Source organism: Vannielia sp. SX4 (genome assembly GCF_052828525.1).
In genome coordinates, this window is record NZ_CM128247.1 from 3,116,470 (window position 1) to 3,135,640 (window position 19,171).

At 63.4% G+C, this 19,171-nt stretch carries 14 protein-coding genes; 5 read left to right on the top strand and 9 right to left on the bottom strand.

Annotated elements, in window-relative coordinates:
* Positions 1–168 precede the first annotated feature (168 nt).
* Positions 169–2,283, top strand: coding sequence for a TonB-dependent receptor (locus ACUXVX_RS15355; protein ID WP_446308974.1), 2,115 nt, complete (start codon positions 169–171; stop codon positions 2,281–2,283).
* 69 nt (positions 2,284–2,352) lie between these two features.
* Here ACUXVX_RS15355 and ACUXVX_RS15360 read toward each other — a convergent pair whose 3' ends face one another.
* The 7 genes from ACUXVX_RS15360 to ACUXVX_RS15390 all read right to left on the bottom strand — a co-directional run bounded on the left by ACUXVX_RS15360 (position 2,353) and on the right by ACUXVX_RS15390 (position 9,849).
* On the bottom strand, positions 2,353–3,240 hold the full coding sequence (locus ACUXVX_RS15360; protein ID WP_446308975.1) for a helix-turn-helix transcriptional regulator: 888 nt from the start codon (positions 3,238–3,240) through the stop codon (positions 2,353–2,355).
* Positions 3,241–3,480: 240 nt separating this feature from the next.
* On the bottom strand, positions 3,481–3,681 hold the full coding sequence (locus ACUXVX_RS15365) for a helix-turn-helix transcriptional regulator (protein ID WP_446308976.1): 201 nt from the start codon (positions 3,679–3,681) through the stop codon (positions 3,481–3,483).
* Positions 3,678–4,046, bottom strand: coding sequence for a hypothetical protein (locus ACUXVX_RS15370; protein ID WP_446308977.1), 369 nt, complete (start codon positions 4,044–4,046; stop codon positions 3,678–3,680). Before ACUXVX_RS15370 ends, ACUXVX_RS15365 begins: the two co-directional genes overlap by 4 nt.
* Positions 4,047–4,137: 91 nt before the next feature.
* Complete coding sequence (locus tag ACUXVX_RS15375; protein ID WP_446308978.1) at positions 4,138–4,905, bottom strand: ABC transporter ATP-binding protein; 768 nt, start codon at positions 4,903–4,905, stop codon at positions 4,138–4,140.
* Positions 4,902–6,878 carry a Fe(3+)-hydroxamate ABC transporter permease FhuB gene (fhuB, locus tag ACUXVX_RS15380; RefSeq protein ID WP_446308979.1) on the bottom strand — a complete coding sequence of 659 codons (1,977 nt, stop codon included), beginning with the start codon at positions 6,876–6,878 and terminating at the stop codon, positions 4,902–4,904. Before fhuB ends, ACUXVX_RS15375 begins: the two co-directional genes overlap by 4 nt.
* Complete coding sequence (locus ACUXVX_RS15385) at positions 6,875–7,768, bottom strand: ABC transporter substrate-binding protein (protein WP_446308980.1); 894 nt, start codon at positions 7,766–7,768, stop codon at positions 6,875–6,877. Before ACUXVX_RS15385 ends, fhuB begins: the two co-directional genes overlap by 4 nt.
* Positions 7,762–9,849, bottom strand: a complete 2,088-nt coding sequence (locus tag ACUXVX_RS15390; protein ID WP_446308981.1) for a TonB-dependent siderophore receptor — start codon at positions 9,847–9,849, stop codon at positions 7,762–7,764. Before ACUXVX_RS15390 ends, ACUXVX_RS15385 begins: the two co-directional genes overlap by 7 nt.
* A gap of 859 nt (positions 9,850–10,708) precedes the next feature.
* Between ACUXVX_RS15390 and ACUXVX_RS15395 the strand changes: the two genes are divergently transcribed.
* From ACUXVX_RS15395 to ACUXVX_RS15410, 4 genes are all read left to right on the top strand, one after another.
* The gene (locus ACUXVX_RS15395) at positions 10,709–10,972 is read left to right on the top strand and encodes a hypothetical protein (protein ID WP_446308982.1); all 264 of its coding nucleotides are present in this window, start codon (positions 10,709–10,711) and stop codon (positions 10,970–10,972) included.
* 83 nt (positions 10,973–11,055) lie between these two features.
* On the top strand, positions 11,056–12,831 hold the full coding sequence (locus ACUXVX_RS15400; RefSeq protein ID WP_446308983.1) for a hypothetical protein: 1,776 nt from the start codon (positions 11,056–11,058) through the stop codon (positions 12,829–12,831).
* A complete protein-coding gene (locus ACUXVX_RS15405; protein ID WP_446308984.1) occupies positions 12,824–13,864 on the top strand; it encodes a phosphatase PAP2 family protein in 1,041 nt (346 codons plus the stop codon). Before ACUXVX_RS15400 ends, ACUXVX_RS15405 begins: the two co-directional genes overlap by 8 nt.
* Entirely contained in the window at positions 13,864–15,555 is a 1,692-nt protein-coding gene (locus tag ACUXVX_RS15410) for a S8 family serine peptidase (RefSeq protein WP_446308985.1), read from the top strand. The genes ACUXVX_RS15405 and ACUXVX_RS15410 overlap by 1 nt, the downstream gene beginning before the upstream one ends.
* A 591-nt stretch (positions 15,556–16,146) precedes the next feature.
* Here ACUXVX_RS15410 and ACUXVX_RS15415 read toward each other — a convergent pair.
* Together ACUXVX_RS15415 and ACUXVX_RS15420 are read right to left on the bottom strand one after the other, a co-directional pair.
* Positions 16,147–17,199, bottom strand: coding sequence for a 2,3-butanediol dehydrogenase (locus ACUXVX_RS15415; RefSeq protein WP_446308986.1), 1,053 nt, complete (start codon positions 17,197–17,199; stop codon positions 16,147–16,149).
* 88 nt (positions 17,200–17,287) lie between these two features.
* Positions 17,288–19,087, bottom strand: a complete 1,800-nt coding sequence (locus tag ACUXVX_RS15420; RefSeq protein ID WP_446308987.1) for a flavin-containing monooxygenase — start codon at positions 19,085–19,087, stop codon at positions 17,288–17,290.
* Between the last annotated feature and the right edge of the window lie 84 nt (positions 19,088–19,171).

Here is a 19,171-nt window from a genome sequence, read left to right on the forward strand (position 1 = left end):
TCCAAGATTTGGCAGAAGGCATCCGGTAAGGCTGCGGCTGAAATGCTGGCATTCTCCCCTCCTGCGCGCCTTCGGCGGCAGGTGTGGCGCGTGCCTGCCGCCACCCGCCCTGCGGTCAGCCACCTTCCCGCGACCCTTGGCCAAAACAACAACAGGAGCCAACCTGACGTGACCAGACTTTCCCCCTCCCCGCGCCTTGCCCGGCTGATGGCCACCAGCGCTGCAACAGCCCTGCTCGCTGCCTTCCCGGCACAGGCGCAAGACGCCCCGGCCTTCGAACTCAGCACGATTTTCGTGGAGAGCAGCGGCCCGGGCGATGCCGACAGTGAAACCACCGTGGCGAGCCAGATCAGCTCGGGCAGCGGCCTGCCGAATGACATTCTGGACAGCTCGGCCACCGTCTCGGTCGTGACCTCGGCAGAGATCGAGCGGCGCGGGGCCTCCACGACCGAGCAGGTGCTGCAATACACCTCCGGGGTGACGACCGACTTTTACGGGCGGGACGACCGCTATGATTTCTTCAAGATTCGCGGCTACGACGCCACCACCTACCGCGACGGCCTGCTGATCGGCGATGCCTTCGGCGGCGTGCGCGAGGAGCCGTTCGCCTTTGACCGGGTGGAGGTGCTGAAGGGCGCCAACTCCACCGCCTTCGGCCTGTCCGACCCCGGCGGCGCGGTGAACTTTGTCACCAAGAGCCCCACCGGCGAGCGGCTGCGCGAGATTTACGGAACGCTCGGCAGCTTCAACCACAAGGAGCTGGGCTTCGACATGGGCGACAGCTTCGGCGAGGGCAGTCCGTTCTCGTGGCGGCTTACCGGCAAGATCAAGGACGGTGAGGCCGAGACCGAGTCGTCCAACGATGACGAGAGCTTCTTCATGGCGGGCCTTGCGTGGCGGCCGACCGATTACACCACTGTCAGCCTCGTCTACGACAAGCTCTATCGCGACGGATACCCCAACAGCTCCGGCTACCCGGCCAATGGCGACGAGTTCGACCGCTCGCTCTTTCTTGGTGAGCCGGACTTCAACTATCTCGACACCGACCGAGACACCCTGACCCTGAAGCTCGAGCATGACTTCGGCAATGGGCTGAGCTTTGGCTCGACGGCCCGCTACACCAAGGGCACGGGCGGCTTTGGCTACGTGTTCCTCGGAGGGACCACCGGGGCGACGACGGTTTCGCGTTATTACTTCGCCAATGCCTCCGAGTTCGAGAACCTCGTGGTCGATGCGCACCTGCTCTACGAGACGGACATCGGCAATGTGCACAGCCGGACGATGGTGGGCGTGGAGTTCCGCGACAACTACCGTGAGAACAAGCTCTGGTACACCGCCGCCGCCGATATCGACTTTACCGATCCGACCTATACCGGCGGGCTCGATCTGGGCAGCACGGCGCCCTATCAGGACACCACCAACAAGGTGCAGGCCAAGTCTCTCTACCTCCAACAGGAGTTCTCTTGGGACCGGCTGATCGCGCAGGTCGGCCTGCGTCAGGACTGGATCGACCAAGAGCAGATCTATCACATCGCCGGGATGGACCTTCCGATCTCCGGCGAGTTCGAGGAAACCTCGCTGCGCGCCGGGCTGACCTACAAGCTCACGCCAGAGCTTTCGCTCTACGGCAGCTACGCGGAATCCGTGGTGCCCGCCTCCTTCAGCACGGCCTATGGCTACGGGCTGGAGCCGGAGCGCGGCAAGCAGTGGGAGCTGGGCCTCAAGTACCGGCCCGATGGCATGCGCGCGCTTTTCACTGCGTCGATCTTCGATCTGACCAAGTTCAACCAGACGGTCACCAACCCCGATACGCTGCTGGATGAACCGGTGGGCGAAAGCCGGGTGCGCGGGCTGGAACTGGAGGCCAAGGCCGAGATCAACGACCAGCTCTCCTTCACCGGCGCCTACACCTACCTTGAAAGCGAGATCGTCCAGTCGGACAGCGGCGGCAACAACGGCAACGAGCTGCCGCACACGCCGAAGCATCAGGCCTCGCTCTGGGTCAACTACCTCGTGCCCGGCGCGGGTGGGCGCGGTGACCTCGATCTCGGGCTGGGTGCGCGCTACACCGGCGAATACTGGACCTCGACAGCCAACACCGACCGGATCGACGCCGCATGGGTCTTCGATGCCGCCGTGGGTTACCAGATCGCCGACAACACCGCGCTGCGCCTGACCGTGACCAACCTGTTCGACGAGCAGCACATCGCGCAAAAGGGCTTCTCGGCCAATTACTACAACCCCGGGCGTCAGTGGAGCCTGACGCTGAACCACACCTGGTAAGGCCCCCCTGCCCGCCCCGCCCGGTCGTTTCCCCCGGGCGGGGCGGGCAGCAGGCTAAAGGGCGCGCGCCTAGCTGGCGCGCGCTTCGCGTCTCCAGGCCGAGGGCGTGGTGCCCTCGTAGCGCCGGAACACGCGGGTCAGGTGGCCCTGATCCGAAAAGTCGTAGCGCAGGGCAATGTCCGCGAGGCTTTCGTCGCTCCGCAGCAGGCTCTCTTTCACCATCGAGATCCGCAGCTCCTGCTGCCACTGCAAGGGCGTCTTGCCCGTGGTCTTCTTGAAGGCGTGGCAGAACCACCCTTCCGAGAGGCCAACGGCCTGGCTCAGCTCTGCGTTGGTTAGCCGCCCCTTGCCCCCGGAGACCAGCTGCCGCAGGCGGCGCATTTGGTTGGGCGTCAGCCCGCCCTGCGTGGTCATGTCAGCAGGTTCGGCTTGTGGCGGGTCGATCAACCCGGTCAGCAGGGCGATGGCGAGACTTTCGGCAAAATACGGCCCCCGGCTTGGCGCAGCGATCTCTTCGGTCAATGCGGTGGCGAGAGCCGCAAGCGCGCCGACATCCTGCACCTCGACGGGTAGGCGCAGCGCGGCTTCCGCCTCCTTCTCGCCGAACATCGGGGCCAGCCTGCGCACCAACCAGCCGCGGTTCAGGTGCAGATCGAGATGCGAAAACTCGTGCCGCGCGTGGAACTGTGTCCACATCGGCACCCCGGCGGGCACGTAGAGCGCCCGGAGCATCGGCCGCCACTGCGGCCCCGGCTCGGCCTCCTGCTCCGAAAAGGTGATCCGGTGCGACACATCGTTGAAAAACAGCATGACCCGCGGATCGGGCGAGCGGTAATAGCCGCGCGCACCGGGCTCGCCCTGCGCCTCCCAATGCACCGCGCACATGCCCTCGTAAGAGCGCCACTGCACCGGCGCTGTGCTCCGAATGCCATCTGTCTGGCAGATCATCGAATGCATGAACCCCACGGCGGTTCCTTTCCGACCGGGATGTTGGAGGGATGGCTGGCAGCGCCGGGGGCGGATGCGGGCTGGGCGGCAGACCAAACGGGCGCTGCCTGCGTAAAAACTAGGCCGGTCTTACTGGGCTTGCAAGACAGGCTCTACCCCTGCTCTGGCGCGCGAGGTGCCGGGGCCACGCCTGCGCCGGGGCATGGGGCTTCGCGCGTGGCGGATGCGCTCCTGCGCCCGTCGCAGGCTTCAATCGTCCGGGTCCGGTTGAAACAGGTCTTCGATCGTCACCCCGAAGTGCCGCGCCATCTTGAAAGCCAGCGGAAGGCTCGGGTCATATCGGCCCCGCTCGATCGCGTTGACGGTTTGCCGGCTGACCTCGAGGCTCTCAGCCAGCGCAACCTGAGACCAGTTCCGCTCCATCCGGAGCTCTCGCACCCGGTTGTTCATCCGAACCGAAACCGGCCGATCACCACGCCAACAACCCAGAGCGCCGCCATCAGCGGCCATACCGCGAACATCGAGATTTTCGGGAAGCCGACGCCTTCTAGAAACCCGTAGCCGAAGGTCAGCAGGGCCGTGCCCGCGAAAGACAGGGCAAGCGCCTCGTATTGCAGCTTTCTTTGCAACTCATCGAGCGTGCGGATGGTGAAGAGCACCGCACCGCAGATGAAGACGCCCGGGATCGTCGGGCTGAGCGCAACCAGCGCCCGCAGGATCGGGCTGCTGACACCCTGCGCAAGGATGGAATTGGACAAGACCAGCGCGCCAACATAGGCGGCCAGCCCCCCGGCGAGAAAGAGAAAAGCCCGCATTGCGACCTCCACTGTGTAAAGCTACCTTTACACTAGCCGCGCCAGCCCGGCATGTAAAGCACCCTTTACACACCGCAAGATCCTCACTTGCTCACGCCGGCACGGCAACCGTCTGGCCATCGGCGCGGCGCAGCACTTCCATCTTTACCGAATAGACCTCTTCCAATCGCGCGGCCTGCATCAGGTCGGAGGGCGGCCCTTCGAGCGCCACCTGCCCCTGCTTCAGCGCCACGATATGGTCACAGAACTGCGCGGCCATATTCACCTCGTGCAGCACCACCACCACGCTGCGCCCCTCATCGTGGCACATCCGGCGCACGAGCCGCATGACCTCGACCGCATGGGCGATGTCGAGCGCCGAGATCGGCTCGTCCAGCAACAAGGTGGAGGCCTGCTGCGCCACCATCATCGCCAGCCAGACGCGCTGCCGCTCGCCGCCAGAGAGCGTATCCACCAGACGGTCGGCAAAGCGGGCAACGCCACATTCTTCCATCGCGCGGGCCACGGTTGCCTCGTCATCCGGCCCGAAGCGGCCAAGCGCCCCGTGCCAGGGGTAGCGCCCCAGCGCCAACAGTTCGCGCACCAGCATCCCCTCGGCGGGCGGCGTGGTTTGCGGCAGAAAGGCAAGGCGGCGGGCATAGTCGCGGGCGTTCCAGTCGGCCAGCGCCCTGCCCTCGAAGTCAACGCGCCCGCCCGCCTCGATCTGCCGGGCCAGCACCTTCAGCAGGGTCGACTTGCCGGAGCCATTGTGCCCGATCAGCCCCGTCACCTTGCCCTGCGGCACTGCGAGGCTGATGCCCTCCAGCAGCCGCCTGCCCGGCACGTCGACGGTGAGGTCTTGAATGTCGAAGAGGGTCATTTGCCTGTTCTCATCATCAGCCAAAGCAGCCACGGCGCCCCGATGAGCGAGGCGAAGAGGCCGAGAGGGAGTTCATAGGGAAAGCCGGCCATGCGGGCGCCGAAATCGGCCAGCAGCATCAGCAGCGCGCCGACCAGCGCGGCCCCGGTGACGTGATGCACAGGCCGCGCAAGGCCAGCGCGGCGGGCCATATGCGGCGCCATCAGCCCGACAAAACTGAGCGGGCCGACCAACACGGTGGCGGCTCCAGTCGCCAACCCGGCCAGCAGGATGAGCAGAAGCCGGGCGCGGCGCAGCGGCAGGCTCAGGCCGCCGGCAACACCCGCCCCCAGCGGCAGGATGGTCAGCCAGCGTGCGGTGGTGAGCGCGGCGCCCCAGAGCAGCAGTGCCAGAGCAGCCAGCGCGAGCGCGCCGGGCATCAAAACCGCGGAGGAGGAGCCGCTGAGCCAGGCCAGCACCGTCCACGAGCGCGCATCCCCCGAAGCCATCATTGCCGAGAGCACCGCCGAGGCCAGCGCCGAGACCGCGATGCCCGCCAGCAGAATGCGCTCGGCGGGCATGTCGCGCCGCATCACATAGGCCGCCACCAGCGCCAGGGCGATCACCCCGCCGGTCATGGTGCCTGCATATAGCATCGGCCCGGTGGCGGCGGTGCTCAGATAGACCACAGCGGCAAAGCCAAGCGCGGCCCCGCCCGATACCCCCAGCACCTCGGGCGAGGCCAGCGGGTTGCCGGTGAGCCGTTGCAGCAGCGCCCCCGCCGTGGCCAGCGCCGCCCCTGCCGACGCGGCGGCGATCAGGCGCGGCAGGCGCATGGGGAGGAAATCGGAGAAGCTCTGAGCGTCGAGGATGGCCCAGCCGCCGGGCACCCGCCCGATCCAGACCAGCACGAGCGCCGCAGCGATCAGGGCCGCCAGAAGGCCGAGCAAAAGGAGCATGGGGCGGGCAAGGCGCGGCGCCGCACCCTCGGCGGCCTCCCGGCCCGGCGGGGTCGAGCCGCGCAGCCGGGGCAACAGCCAGATCAGCAGCGGCCCGCCGATCAGTCCGGTCAGCGCGCCGGTCGGGAACATCTCGCCACTGGCGCCTGCGACCGCCAGCACCACGCCGTCGCAGAGCGACAGGATCAGCGCGCCGATTACGGGCGAAAGCACCAGCCGCTGCGGAATGGTGCGCGCGCCAAGGCTGCGGGCCAGTGCTGGCCCGGCGAGGCCGACAAAGCCGATCAGCCCCAGCTCGGCAGAGACCGCCGCCGCCAGCCCCACGGCCACGGCAATGCCTGCCGAACGCACCGCCGCCACGTTGAGCCCCAGCCCCGAGGCGCCCTCGACCCCGAGCGAGAGCACCCGGAGCGGGCGCGCCAGCAGTGCGGCGGCAAGGCTCCCGCAGGCCAGCACGGCGGCCAGTGAGAGCACGCCCGACCAGTCCTGCTGCACCAGCGAGCCACCGTTCCAGATCACCAGCGAGAGCAGGTATTGCCCCTGCGAAAGCGTGACGGCGGTGGCCACGGCGCTCGCCGTAAGACCGACCAGCATGCCCACGATTACCATCGTCACCGGCGCGAAGCCGCGCCGCGCGCCCACCGCCAGCACCAGCGCCGCCGCCAGCGCGGCCCCCGCCATGGCCACCGGCCAGCGTCCCTCCACCAGCAGGCCCGGCGCGAAGATGGTGGCCAGCACCAGCGCCAGCTGCGCGCCCGAAGAGATGCCAAGCGTCGTCGGGTCGGCCACCGGGTTGCGCAGCACGGTTTGCAAAAGCGCGCCTGAAAGCCCCAGCGCCGCGCCCGCGACCAGCGCGACCACCCCGCGCGGCATCATCCCGAAGGCCAGCAGGATCTGATCCAGGCTCATCTCCCCGGCGCGGAACGGCAGGCGCGGCCACGCAGCGACCGGCAACATGCCTGTCGCCGCCCATGCCCAGAGCGCCAAGGCCAGCAGCCCCGCGCCCGCCAGACCGATCTGCGCCGCCCGGCTCAAAGCTGCACCTCGGGCGGGCGGGCGAGCGCCGCCGCCAGCAGCCGCGCAAACCGCAGCGCAGAGGGCAAGCCGCCAAAGGCATTGACCTCCGGCACCTGATACACCCGCCCTTCGGCGACCGCTGGCAGGGCCTGCCAGAGCTTTGCCCGCGCCAGCCCACGGCGGGCCTGCACCGGCACATTACCGACGATCACCACCCGCGCCTCGGGCATGGTGGCCAGTTGCTCGATCGGCACCGGTGCCAGAAAGCTGAATCGCGTCTGCCCCTCCCAGGCGTTCGCCAACCCGAGGCGGGCGGCGACCGAGCCAAAGAGGCTGTCGAACCCGAAGGCGCGCAGGTGGCGTGCATCTCCGATGTTGATGAGGCAGAGCGGCCGGTCGGAGAACGGGGCAACGGCGGTGGCGATCCGTGAGAACTCCTCCTCCGCCGCCGCCTCCGCGCGTGTCGCCGCCAACGGGTCATCTATGGCCCCGGCCAGATCGTGCAGGGCGGCCATGACCTTAGGCAGCGGCGGCTCGCCACGGGTGTAGAACGGCAGGTTGAGCACCGGCGCCAGTTGGCTCAGCCGCGCCAAGTAGCGGGTGTAATAGGGCGAGTTCAGGATCAGGTCGGGCCGGACCAGTTGCAGCAGCTCGAAATTCGGCGCGCCGCGCAGCCCGAGGTCCACCACCTCCTCCGGCACCGGAGGCTCCGGCGAATCCACCCGAAATCGGATCAGCTCGCAGGCGGCCACCGGCATATGACCAAGGGCGATTGCCGTCTCCAGCATCGCCCAGTCGATGGCCGCAAGGCGCGGCCCGCCCGGCGCGGCCCGCACAGATGAAACCGCCGCCAGCGCAAGGCCGGCGGCGATAAAGCTGCGTCGCGTGGGGGCGCCGCTCCCTACCACTTGTAGCTGACTTTGGCCGAAATCGTCCGGCCCTCGCCATAGTAGCAACCAAAGGAGCCGCAGTTGGAGAGATAGACCTCGTCGGTCAGGTTCTCGATGTTCAGCGAGGCTTCCATGTTGTCGCGGCTGTAGCCCACCGCCACGTCGACCAGCGTGACCGGGTCCATCGTGAAGTTGTTGGCCAGATCGCCCTTGCGCTCGCCGATGTAGCGCAGCCCGCCGCCGACGCGGACGCCATTGGCGAAGTCCTTGTCGAGCCAGAGGCTGGCCAAGTGGCGCGGCGCGTTGGGCATCTCGTTGCCATTGTTCGCCCCACTCGGGTCCAACTGCTCGGTCTCGTTGTAGGCGTAGCTGGCGCGCAGGTTCATACCATTGGCCAACTCGCCCACCGCGCCCAGCTCGATCCCGAACGACTTGACCTCGCCTACCTGACGCCGGCCTTGGGCACCGCCGAGGTTGATGGTCAGGTTCTCCTGCCGCAGATCGTAGATCGCGGCGGTGAAGAGAGCGTTGTAGCCCTCGGGCTGATACTTTACCCCAAGCTCCCACTGCTTGCCGGTGGTCGGCTTCAGCTGGTTGCCATCGCCATCGACGCCGATTTCTGGGTCGAACGAGGTCGAGTAGTTGGCGTAAACCAGCGTGCCCGGCGCAATCTCGTAGCCCAACCCGGCACGGCCCGAAAGCGCCTCGTCTTCCTGATCGATCACACCAGCCCCGGCGAAGTTGGTGTAGGTGGTGCCTTCCTGCTTCGACCAGTCGTAGCGCAGCGCCAGAGAGCCGCGCCACGGGCCGGCGATGATCTCATCCTGCGCATAGAGGCCAATCTGGGTCTGGGTCACCTCAGGCGTGCTGGTGTACCAGGCCGCACCGGTCGGAACGCCGCCATAAACCGGGTCCTGCCAGTTCAGGTTGGTCCCGTAGTAGAATTCGGTGGTCGTCTCTGCATCGTACTTGCGCAGGTCAAGACCGAAGAGCAGCTTGTGGGTGACGTTGCCGGTCACCACCTCGCCCGCAAACCGGGAGTCGAGGCTCAGGCCGGTGGTGTTTTCGAGCTGGTAGTTCGCGCCCCGCGTGATCTCGGTGTCGCCATTGGCGGTGCCGCTCACATAGTGGCCGTAGTACTCCCAGTCGAATTTCTCGTAGCGGAAGCCCTGGGAGAAGGTCCAGCCGTTGTCGAGCTCGTGGCTCAGCTCGTACCCGAGGTTGAAGATATTGCGGTCGTGGTCGTCCCAGTCTTCCTCGCCGGTGTAGAGCTCGCGGAGATACTCGTCGTTCCCCTGCCCCGTCAGCGCGAAGGGAACACCCGGGGGCGAAACCGGCGCGTCTTCGGTGTAAGAGGCGATGAAGTCCACGGTGGTGCGGTCGGTCGGTGTCCAGCGGGCGGCGAGGCCGAGATAGCCGCGCTCAAGGCCGACCTCCTCGACCTGGCTCTTGTAGTCCTTGCCGATACCGGTCACCCGGAAGGCCAGCGTATCGCTCACAGCGCGGTTCCAGTCGAAGAAGAGCTGGCCCGACCCGTTGTCATCGACCCCGGCCCCGATCTCGCCAAAGTCGAAGGCCTGCGCCCGCTTCTGCACCTGGTTGATGATCCCCGCAGGCGAACCCGCGCCGTAGAGCGAGGAGTTGGGGCCGTTCAGCACCTCGACCTGCTGGAGCGCGAAGGTCTCATAGGCCGGGGCGCCCATGTAGCGTAGCTGGCGCAGCCCGTTCACATATTGCGAGCCGCGCGCCTCGAAACCGCGGATAGTCGGGCTGTCAAAGCGCGGATCGACACCATAGGGATCGCCCAGCACGCCGGGGCTGTAGCGCAGGGCCTGGCCGAGGGTCTCTGCCCCCTGATCCTCGATCTGCTGCGCGGTGACGACCGAGACCGACTGCGGTGTTTCACCAACGGGCGTGTCGGACTTGGTGGCGGACTGGTTGTAACTGGCGACATAGCCATCGGCCTGCGTGGTCTCGTCGGTGGTGGCCGTGATGACGATCGCCTCGAGGTCGATCACGTCTTGAGCGGCAAGAGCGGCAGGAAGAAGGGCAATTACGCTCGCGCCGGTGAGCAGGATTGAACAACGTTTCGTTTGCATGGGGGACCTCGCGGGCGTTGGGCATTTGCTCACTGGCTTGAGCATATGCCCTCGCTCGCTATGGCGCTGGATACTCCGTTCCGCGGCAGAGTCCAGAGACCGGACGAGTCAGGCAATCCGCAGTAAAACGCTGTGGCTTGTTTGCAACGAGATTGGGCCGGTGGGCGGCTAGGCCGCGCATCGATAGTTGGCGCTCACAAGCGAGCAAAAGTAATCTCTTGGCGATGGGCTTATCAGAGGGCGGGGCTGTTTCAGTGAACTCTGCAGTCTCGTTCAGGGTCCTCGCCTCTCGGAGCAACTTGAACCAGCCAATAGGGGAAAACGCTGCTCGTGAGGACCAACTTGGGTCGGGCGGAGAACCCTCACCCGCGTTGCGCGTGACCTCTACCGGTAACGGTCGCGAAGTATAACGCGTGATCGCAATAGCGCCGCCATGTTAACGTCAAGCGCCACCATGTTCAGATGAAGGAATGTTAAGCGGAGATCTCAGTCTGCATACCATAGACGTTTACGATCTATGTTGGCTCCGGGTTGGTCTCGAATTCATTTCCTTGCATTAGGCAGAAAATCGATATCTAAAAGAACGCCGTCAGGGTCGCCTCCAACGTATTCTCGAAACGGATATGAACTCTTAACATCGCACTGTTCTCAAAAGCGCCTATGTTCAGAAATTCGCCAACGGTTTCGATCTAGGTTTGCCTGAAGGTAAATAAGAGATCCCTCTTAAAGATAATTTTCCCGTTTTTTTCCCACGTTGCTCGCCCTGTAGTTCCCGCCAGTTTCCCTTGCCCTAGGGAATACTGACACTGCTTCCGTCACCTGGATGCGAACTACAAGCCATAGAGAGAGGACCAAGATCATGCTCAAGTATTTTACCGCACTGTCCGTCGCTGCCGCCCTATCTACACCGGCTGCCGCCTCCGACATGAAGACGAAGCTCGCCGAAAAAATTGGAGTTTCTCCGGACGCCTATGTGCTCAATGAACTCATTGTCCTGGCAGAGGTCTCCGGATTTCAACGAAATCGCCTCAAGGCCGCCATCGACTCTCGGAAAGCCCGCGAGGTCGTGCACTTGCAGCAGCAACTCGGGGTCGTTTCTGTGACGACCAGCACGAGCAACTGAGAGGTGGCAACCGCCGCCCCACCCGCGTGGTCGTAACTCTGCGGGTGGGGCCACAATTGAATGTAAGCCAGGCATTTTGACTCGTGACGCTCGAATCTGTACCATTGGAGAAGGATCGCGCCGTTGAAGACGTTTTTTTACAGTGCGAAAAATTGCTTTCGGAAGTTGGTGGTGCCCAGTCGGGAATGTGTCCGTTGTCAGAGGGATTCCGATACAGGCTTTTCTTGATCGGTTCGCCCCGACTGGTTCGAAGTGACGGCACCGACCGTACCCCGTCATCCCTCCGAGCACGGGTGCTCCTCGCATATCTCGCGCTCATGAATGGCGCACCTGTTGAGCGGCCGCGCCTTCAAGACATTGCATGGAGCAATCGCCCGCAAATCCAAGGTCGCGACAGCCTCAAAAAGGCACTTTCTGAAATCAGACGCATCTTTTCTGCGGATGGCACACCACAACCTCTCCAGACAAGCGGCGGACCAGTCGCCCTGTCTCTTGAGTACATCGACGTCGACGTCCTTGAAGAGACCAGCGTTCTGAAATCTGACCTAGCTTCTGCAACGTTTCTCGAAGGCGTGGACTTGCCGGATGACCCCTTCAACGAGTGGGTGCAAGAGGTCCGCCGCCAGATGGACGATCGACGGGCCTCCGCCGCTAACTCGCAATGGTCAAATGACGGCACAAACGACCCGGTGATCAGTGGGTTATTCGGCCTCGCGCTTCTGCCGCCGATCGCTCATCCCACCTGTCTCGCCCAGGCACACCTCGCACTCGACACAATCATAGGACACGCTGAAGGGACTGGACTGTTCCTATGCTACGATTTCCGAGCGGGTAGCAATGTCCCAATCGACGGGACCAGATTTCCCTCCATTCTGATTGCATTGACGGCAGAAAGTGTCGGCACGTCTCTGGTCCTTAGCCTGCAAGCACGGCAGGCGGGGTCGAACCGTATCATCATTGCCGACCGCGCCAACTGCGCGACAGCCGATTTTTCCACGAGTGTAATCGATCGTTTCGCCACACAAGCCATCGATAGACTATGCGAAACCCTGTTAAATTTTGACGGATTTCGAGAGAGCGAACACTTGGCGTCGCGCAATATCCTTGCTGCCGTCGATCACATCTTCCGGCTTTCGAATTCAGATCTCGACCGGGCTCAGACCTTGCTGGCGTCGGCCATCGAGATCGCCCCTCGGTCGACGTTTTATGCGTGGTACGCCTTTCTTTCCGCATTTCAACTCGAAAAGCACGGGTCGGGCTCAGCCCAAGACCTCATGGACCGGACGATATTTCTTGCCAATCGTGCGCTGGAACTCGATCGACACAATCCATTGACCGCAGCGCTGGTAGGCCATTCGTGCTGCTTCGTTCTTAAAGACATGGACAAGGCCGAGCGTGTTCTTTCTCCGGTTCTACACATGGCGGACCGCGTCTCCTTGCTCTCGGATACGCTCGCGATGATGCACTTTTATCGCGGCAACTACCAAACGGCATTGAGTTACGGAAAAAAAGCGGCCGAGATCGGTCGCTTCCATCCTTTCTGCTACAGCTTCACGACTTCAGTTGCGATGGCGAACCTGATGCTCGGAAAGAACGAGGAGGCCGTCGCCAATGCGCGAAGAGCCTTGGGAGAACATCCGGTTATCGGTGGTCACTGTTACGAACCGACGATGCGCACGTTGGCCGCGGCCTGCGCCCTGACCGGAAGGATCGAAGAGGGACGCGCAGCGCTGGAAACACTGCGCCAGCAGAACCGGAATTTCAGTGCGGAACGGCTTGTGTCTGACGACGACGCCCGTTTTCCAAATCCCGAAGCCCTGAGTGTCGTCAAAACCGGACTGGAGAAATTGAATGGCTGAACCGTGTATCCACGATCCCTGTGCCTACAGTGTCCAAAACTACCGGATTACCGTCGAGGGAGAGATATTTACCTTCGACCCCAACAAGACTTACAGAGCAGAGTTCGACCTGTCCGACGACGAGGTAGATGCCCTACGGGACGAGGCCGTAACGCAGGCAAATCCGGACGGCGCGGACACGTCAGACATTTCGAGGCTGGCGAGTGCAGTTACGAAGATCTCCGTTCGACTCGATGAGGCTGTTCACGAGGACAATATGATCCTTCGGGCCAGCGCGCATTATGCGCTATCCAAGTCAAAGTCGAAATCCAAGTCCAAGTCCAAATCGAAGTCCAAGAGCAAGTCCAAGTCGAAATTCTTCTTCGATGGAGCCAACGGTACGTCGATGGCCGTGTGGGAAGAAAATCGGGAACTTCTGCTGACGCTGCTCCCACACCAGCGTCAGGCAATCCCGTGGGACAACCTGCCTTTGCCCCCGCCGCCGGGTCCGGACTGGACGAGGAAAGAGGTCACTGATCTGCAACGTCTGGAACGCGAACTGGCCGATGACGAAATCCGGCGAACCGAGATCGTTGATCAGGTCAGCACCGCAGACGTAACAGAGGTCCTTCGCCCGCTGGGACTGGGAGATGTCAGTGGCTTCGAGGCGACCGAGCGGCTGATCCTGACGGTGCTCGATATCGCCGAACGCGTCGGATACGTGTACAAGCGCAAGTTCTCGCGCGAACGTCCCAATCAGATCGCGACCCACCTCAGGCCGTTTCTGGACAACCCTCCCCACGAAGCCTACCCCTCCAACCATTCCTTCCAACTCTTTTCGGTTGCAGAGGTTTTCACCCGGATGCTGCCGGAAAACCGCGCGACTTCCGAGCTCTTTTACGCTGCACAGCGGGTGGCCGAAAATCGGGAGGCCGCCGGGATTCACTATGCTTCCGACAGCTTTGCAGGCCGCGAACTGGCCCGGAAGTTCGCCCCATACATGTTCATCGCGTGTCGTCGCCTGATGCGCGACGCAATGCAGGAGTGGTTCTGATGACTCGATCCCCATGCGCAAACCGCGAAGACTTCTACCTCTGGCACCTCCAGGACATCGGCGTTCTGGACGACAACCTGAAGAGCGCGCTTTGGGATGGCGCTTGCAAGCAAACGCCGGTCAAGGTTGCGATCATCGACACCGGGATCGACACCGGGCACCCGAACCTCGTCGATGCCTTTTCCGAGCAACAAGTCGATTTCACGCCGCATCTCTATGGCGCGATCTATGCGCCCCCGATGCCAAGTCTGGAAAAACTTCAGCATCGCCTTCAATCACCGGGCAATGAACTCGGACAGACAGCAGATGACCGAGAGGCCGAGATCAAGATACTGCGGGAAGAGGCGACCAAGGAAGTGACCGAATGGTCTGAATGCCTGTCGCTCGAACCCCACCGAATCACGAAGATTCTCGAAGCCTTGCGACAAAGAACCAATGGCGCAACCGAGACTGCCAAGGGACAGGCCTTTGTTGACGCGGTGACGGGTGAACTGGATTGCGCCGGCTACCCGCCGAATGGCAGTAAGACTTCCGGTCCGACGGAAGATCGTCCATTGCTTGACCTAAGGTCCGAAGGCTTCAATTTCATCGACGAAATCATGAAGCAAGGGGTAAAAGATCAGCCGGATGAGTTTATGGAACTTTCTCGGCTCTGGGAAGATCTGCAGGACAGGCGCACAGTCCGGTTTCCACTACGGGACCCGTCCCGATACTTCGGCGCTCACGGCACCGGCTGCGCCGGCCTGATCGGTGGACGCCCACCACCGTCCAATCCCGGCATGCCCGGCCCGATCTCCTATTTCGGGGTGAACCCGTTCTGCAAAATAATCCCGATAGCGACGCCGTACAGCCACGAAATCCTACCGATGATCCACGCGCTGCTCTACGCCGTGGCCGCCGGTGCCGACGTGATCCACATTCCGCGCGGCATGCCGGACTATGCCGAGCGGGAGAAACAGATGCGCAATGCCCATAAGCAAACGCGGATCGACCGGCCTTTACCTCACGGTTGTGAACCGCCAGACTACATCCTGCCAGAAGACCAGGCCGATCTGGTCAAACTGCAGGCGCACTCGAAGATGTTCGAGACGTTGCTTCGCGCCTTGAGCTGGCACCGATATATAGTGTTGAGTGCTGGCAACGACGGCTGGCAGAACCGCCTTTCCTATCCGGCCAGCATCCATGAGCCGAGACAAGACGGTTTGATCGTTGTCGGCGCACGAAACCGGACCAGCTACGAAAAATCGCCTTGGACAGACTACATCTCGTCCTATTCTAACGGCAGGGCGAACGACCCTCGGCTCGGGATCTACCACATGCTGAGCGATGACGCCTTCGCCCTTGATCGGAAAAGGTGGGCTTATGACGAGTGCGACAGGGGCGCGTCTGACTATAACTACGGACCGCATCGCCCGGCGGCCGCTAAGAATACCTTTTCGCCCTGGGCACCTCTTTCTCTGGATGTACGAGGAAGCTACGGGTATGCGGCAGGGCGCCCTTTCGATCCGCCCGAAAGCGATCCCGGGCAGCGAACAGGAGACCTGTATTCCCTGTTCGGCGGAACCTCTGGTGCCTCCGCTCTCGCCGCAGGCCTCATTTCGCTGTATCTTCAGAAAAATGGAAAGGCAGGTGCACTTTGCGAAAGGAGCCCAGATAATCCCGATCCCGATGGCGTTCTATCTTGGCCTTGAGGCTGAGGACGTACCTCGTGGCGCTTGAGGGTTAAGGCTGAGGCGCCATAGGATATGCTCGCAAATAGCCATTGGATACCGAGCTTGCTCACCACGGGCCCCGGGGAACGCAGGCCCACGGTAGGCCATCGCGCCGAGTTCGCAGAGAGCTCGCCCAGAGAGGTGTTAGCGAACGAGACGGGCTACTTGCTGTGGTCGCCTCCACAGGCTCTGATGACACCAGCAATCGATTAGATCAAACCGAGCAGTATCAAGTCTGCCACGAACTTTATGATCATTTGCCGATATTCTAACTCCACCATTTCCAGCTTTGCGCACTTTCCATGGTGTCAGCACACGGCAGAATCACACTGGCTTTTGTGACCTATTGGATCAGCACAACTGGCAGCAATATGCGGCGAAGCTAAAGGCCGGCGTGCTAGCGTTTCCCGTCGGTAAGATGCTCCAAGGCGTGCCACGTGCGCGCTTGAGGTACGACCACTCCGCAGGTCGCAACGCTACGCTGCCGCAACCATATGCCCTGACTGTGCCACCTTTTCGGTCGCCGGCCGGCATTTGTTATGTCGGCGGCCGGCTTCTCTCAAACGGGCGTCAGTCCGGCGCCTCGACGAGGATCTTCACATGGGACTTCTCCGCGACGAGCGCGTCAAAGCCTTCGGTTACGATATCCTTCAGCGCGATGCGCTTTGTGACCAGCTGATCGGCGTTGAAGTAGCCTTGGGTCATGAGGGCCATCACCGCCGGATAGACGTTGCGGTAGGCGATGGTGCCCTGCAGCTGGCGCTCCTTCAGAACGACGGTGTTGGGCTGGAAGGAGGCCTCCTGTTCCCAGATCGACACGACCAGAACCTGCCCCTCGTGGCGGGTGGCGTCGATGCACTGGGGCAGGACCTGGGGCACACCGGTCACCTCGAAGGCAACGTGAACACCGTTGGTGGCGCCGCGGATCTCGGCCACAGCGTCAGTCGCCGTGGGATCGATCACCGAGGTTGCGCCAAGCTCCAGCGCCTTCTGCCGCCGAACCTCAGACGGTTCGACAACGTGGATCTCAGAGGCACCGGCCACGCGCAGCGACTCCACCACCAATAGCCCGATCGGACCGGCGCCGAAGACGGCGGCCTTGTCACCGGCCTTGATCCGCGACAGGCGCACGGCGTGCAGGGCAACGGCTGCTGGCTCCACGAGCGCGCCCTGCTCCATCGACAGCCCGTCAGGCATCTTGTGGACCATGCGCGCGGGCACGACGCTGTGGGCGGCAAAGCCGCCATGGCCGCCGGACAGGCCGACGAAACCGAGGCTGTCGCACAGGTTGTACTTGCCTTCGAGGCAGGCCGGGCAGGCCCCGCAGGCGAAGATGGGCTCGATCGCGACACGGTCGCCAACCGAAAGGCCGGTGACACCTTCGCCGAGTTCGGCGACCGTGCCACAATACTCATGGCCCATGGTGATCGGCGCCTTGTCGTGGCTCAGGGGGTGGTCTTCGTCCACGGGCACAAAAATCGGCCCGGCGAGATATTCGTGCAGGTCGCTGCCACAGATCCCGGTCCACGCCACCTTGACCTTCACCTCGCCCTCGCCGGGCTTCGGCTCCGGAACGTCTTCAACGCGAATGTCCTTCACGCCATGCCAACGTGCTGCTTTCATGTCTTTTCTCCGATGTCAGAATGGATGCGCCCGGCTGGAGGACATGCCGGGCGCGCGGCGCGCCAGTGACGGCGCGCCGATTTAGGCATCACGACAGGTGATGAACCTCCTGCAGGCCGTAGACCGGGGTTTCGAGCCCCTCCATGCGGGCCTTCAGCTGCAGCGCGAGATACAGCGAATAGTGCCGCGACTGGTGCAGGTTGCCGCCGTGGAACCAGAGGTTTTGCTGCTGGGTCGGCTTCCACATGTTGCGCTGCTCACCCTCCCAGGGGCCGGGGTCCTTGGTGGTATCGGAGCCGAGGCCCCAGACCTTGCCGACCTTGTCGGCCACCTCCTGGCTGATGAGATCCGCGGCCCAGCCGTTCATGCTGCCGTAGCCCGTTGCCATGACCACGAGATCAGCATCCAGATGGGTTCCATCGGCCAGCACAACGCCGGTCTCGTCGAAGCGCTCGACCTGCCCCTTCACCAGCTTCACTTCGCCGTCGATGATCAGCTGGCTGGCGCCCACGTCGATGTAATATCCCGAGCCGCGGCGCAGGTACTTCATGAACAGGCCCGAGCCATCATCGCCCCAGTCGAGATCGAATCCGGCCTTTTCGAGCCCGGCGTAGAACTCCGCATCGCGCTCCCTCATCTGGTCGTAGAGCGGGATCTGGAACTCGTGCATGATCCGATAGGGCAGCGAGGCGAAGACCATATCGGCCTTCTCCGTCGTCATCCCGCCGGCCACCGCCTCCTCGGAGTAAAGCGCACCGAGGCCGATATCCATCAGCGTGTCGGACCGTACGATATGGGTCGAGCTGCGCTGCACCATGGTTACATCGGCATCCGCCTCCCAGAGCGCGGCGCAGATGTCATGCGCCGAGTTGTTGGACCCGACGACCACCACCTTCTTGCCGGTCCACGCGTCCGGCCCCTCGTGCTGCGACGAGTGCTGGATCGTGCCCTTGAAGCTCTCCATGCCCGGGAAGGACGGCAGGTTGGCCTTGCCCGACATTCCCGTCGCGAGGACCAGCTGCGTTGGCCGCAGCGTCACCTCCTCGCCGTCCCGATTGACCTTCACCTCCCATGTGCCGCTGGCCTCATCATAGCTGGCCTTCTGCACCTCGGAGCGGGTCCAGTAGTTGATCTCCATGACCTTTGTGTACATCTCGAGCCAGTCGCCGACCTTGTCCTTGGGCGTGAAGACCGGCCAGTTGTCGGGGAACTTGATGTAGGGCAGATGGTCGTACCAGATCGGATCGTGCAGGCAGAGCGACTTGTACCGCGAGCGCCACTGGTCGCCGGGGCGGTCGTGCTTGTCGAGCACGATGGTCGGCACGCCAAGTTGCCGCAGCCGTGCACCAAGGGCGATGCCCCCCTGCCCGCCGCCGATGATCACGGTGTAGGGCTGATCGGTATAGCCAAGGTCGGCCGCTTCGGCCTCGCGATGTTCCTTCCAAGACTTGCGGTTCTTGGCGGCGCCGTGTTCGGCCCCCATCGGGCGGCGCGTACCCCGCTTCTCCTCGAAACCCTTCAGCTCCTGCATCGCGGTAAGCAGCGTCCAAATGCGGCCGTCCTTGAGGCGCATCAGCCCCCAGCCGCGGCCTGCGGCGGTTTCGAAGGTGATCCAGGCGGTGATGACGCCGCCATCCTCACCGGGCAGTTCGCCCTTCTGGATGGCAAAGCCGCCGGGCTTTGTGTGCTTGAGTTGCGCCGCGAGCATGTCCTGCACTTCGGCGGGCCCTTCCACGGTCTTCAGGTTCCAGGTGACGGCGATCAGATCGCGCCAATAGCTGTCGGCCGCAAAAAGGGCGCTGGCGGCCTGCGCGTCCCCCTCCTCCAGGGCGGCGTTCAGGCTGTCGAGCATGTCCTGCACCTCAGCGGTGACGGTCGAGTCGAGCATTGCGTATCCTCCTCATAGGCAATGTGATGAGGAGAGTGTGGCGAGCGGGCATACCGCCCGGCCACGACAATCTGGCGATTTTCA

Excerpts from the sequence above, each read along its gene's own strand:
- ACUXVX_RS15370 (WP_446308977.1), bottom strand. The coding sequence starts at position 4,046 with ATGCGGGCTTTTCTCTTTCTCGCCGGGGGGCTGGCCGCCTATGTTGGC.
- ACUXVX_RS15405 (WP_446308984.1), top strand. The coding sequence starts at position 12,824 with ATGGCTGAACCGTGTATCCACGATCCCTGTGCCTACAGTGTCCAAAAC.
- ACUXVX_RS15410 (WP_446308985.1), top strand. The coding sequence starts at position 13,864 with ATGACTCGATCCCCATGCGCAAACCGCGAAGACTTCTACCTCTGGCAC.
- ACUXVX_RS15420 (WP_446308987.1), bottom strand. The coding sequence starts at position 19,087 with ATGCTCGACTCGACCGTCACCGCTGAGGTGCAGGACATGCTCGACAGC.
- ACUXVX_RS15375 (WP_446308978.1), bottom strand. The coding sequence starts at position 4,905 with ATGACCCTCTTCGACATTCAAGACCTCACCGTCGACGTGCCGGGCAGG.
- ACUXVX_RS15360 (WP_446308975.1), bottom strand. The coding sequence starts at position 3,240 with ATGCATTCGATGATCTGCCAGACAGATGGCATTCGGAGCACAGCGCCG.
- ACUXVX_RS15390 (WP_446308981.1), bottom strand. The coding sequence starts at position 9,849 with ATGCAAACGAAACGTTGTTCAATCCTGCTCACCGGCGCGAGCGTAATT.
- ACUXVX_RS15365 (WP_446308976.1), bottom strand. The coding sequence starts at position 3,681 with ATGAACAACCGGGTGCGAGAGCTCCGGATGGAGCGGAACTGGTCTCAG.
- ACUXVX_RS15395 (WP_446308982.1), top strand. The coding sequence starts at position 10,709 with ATGCTCAAGTATTTTACCGCACTGTCCGTCGCTGCCGCCCTATCTACA.
- ACUXVX_RS15415 (WP_446308986.1), bottom strand. The coding sequence starts at position 17,199 with ATGAAAGCAGCACGTTGGCATGGCGTGAAGGACATTCGCGTTGAAGAC.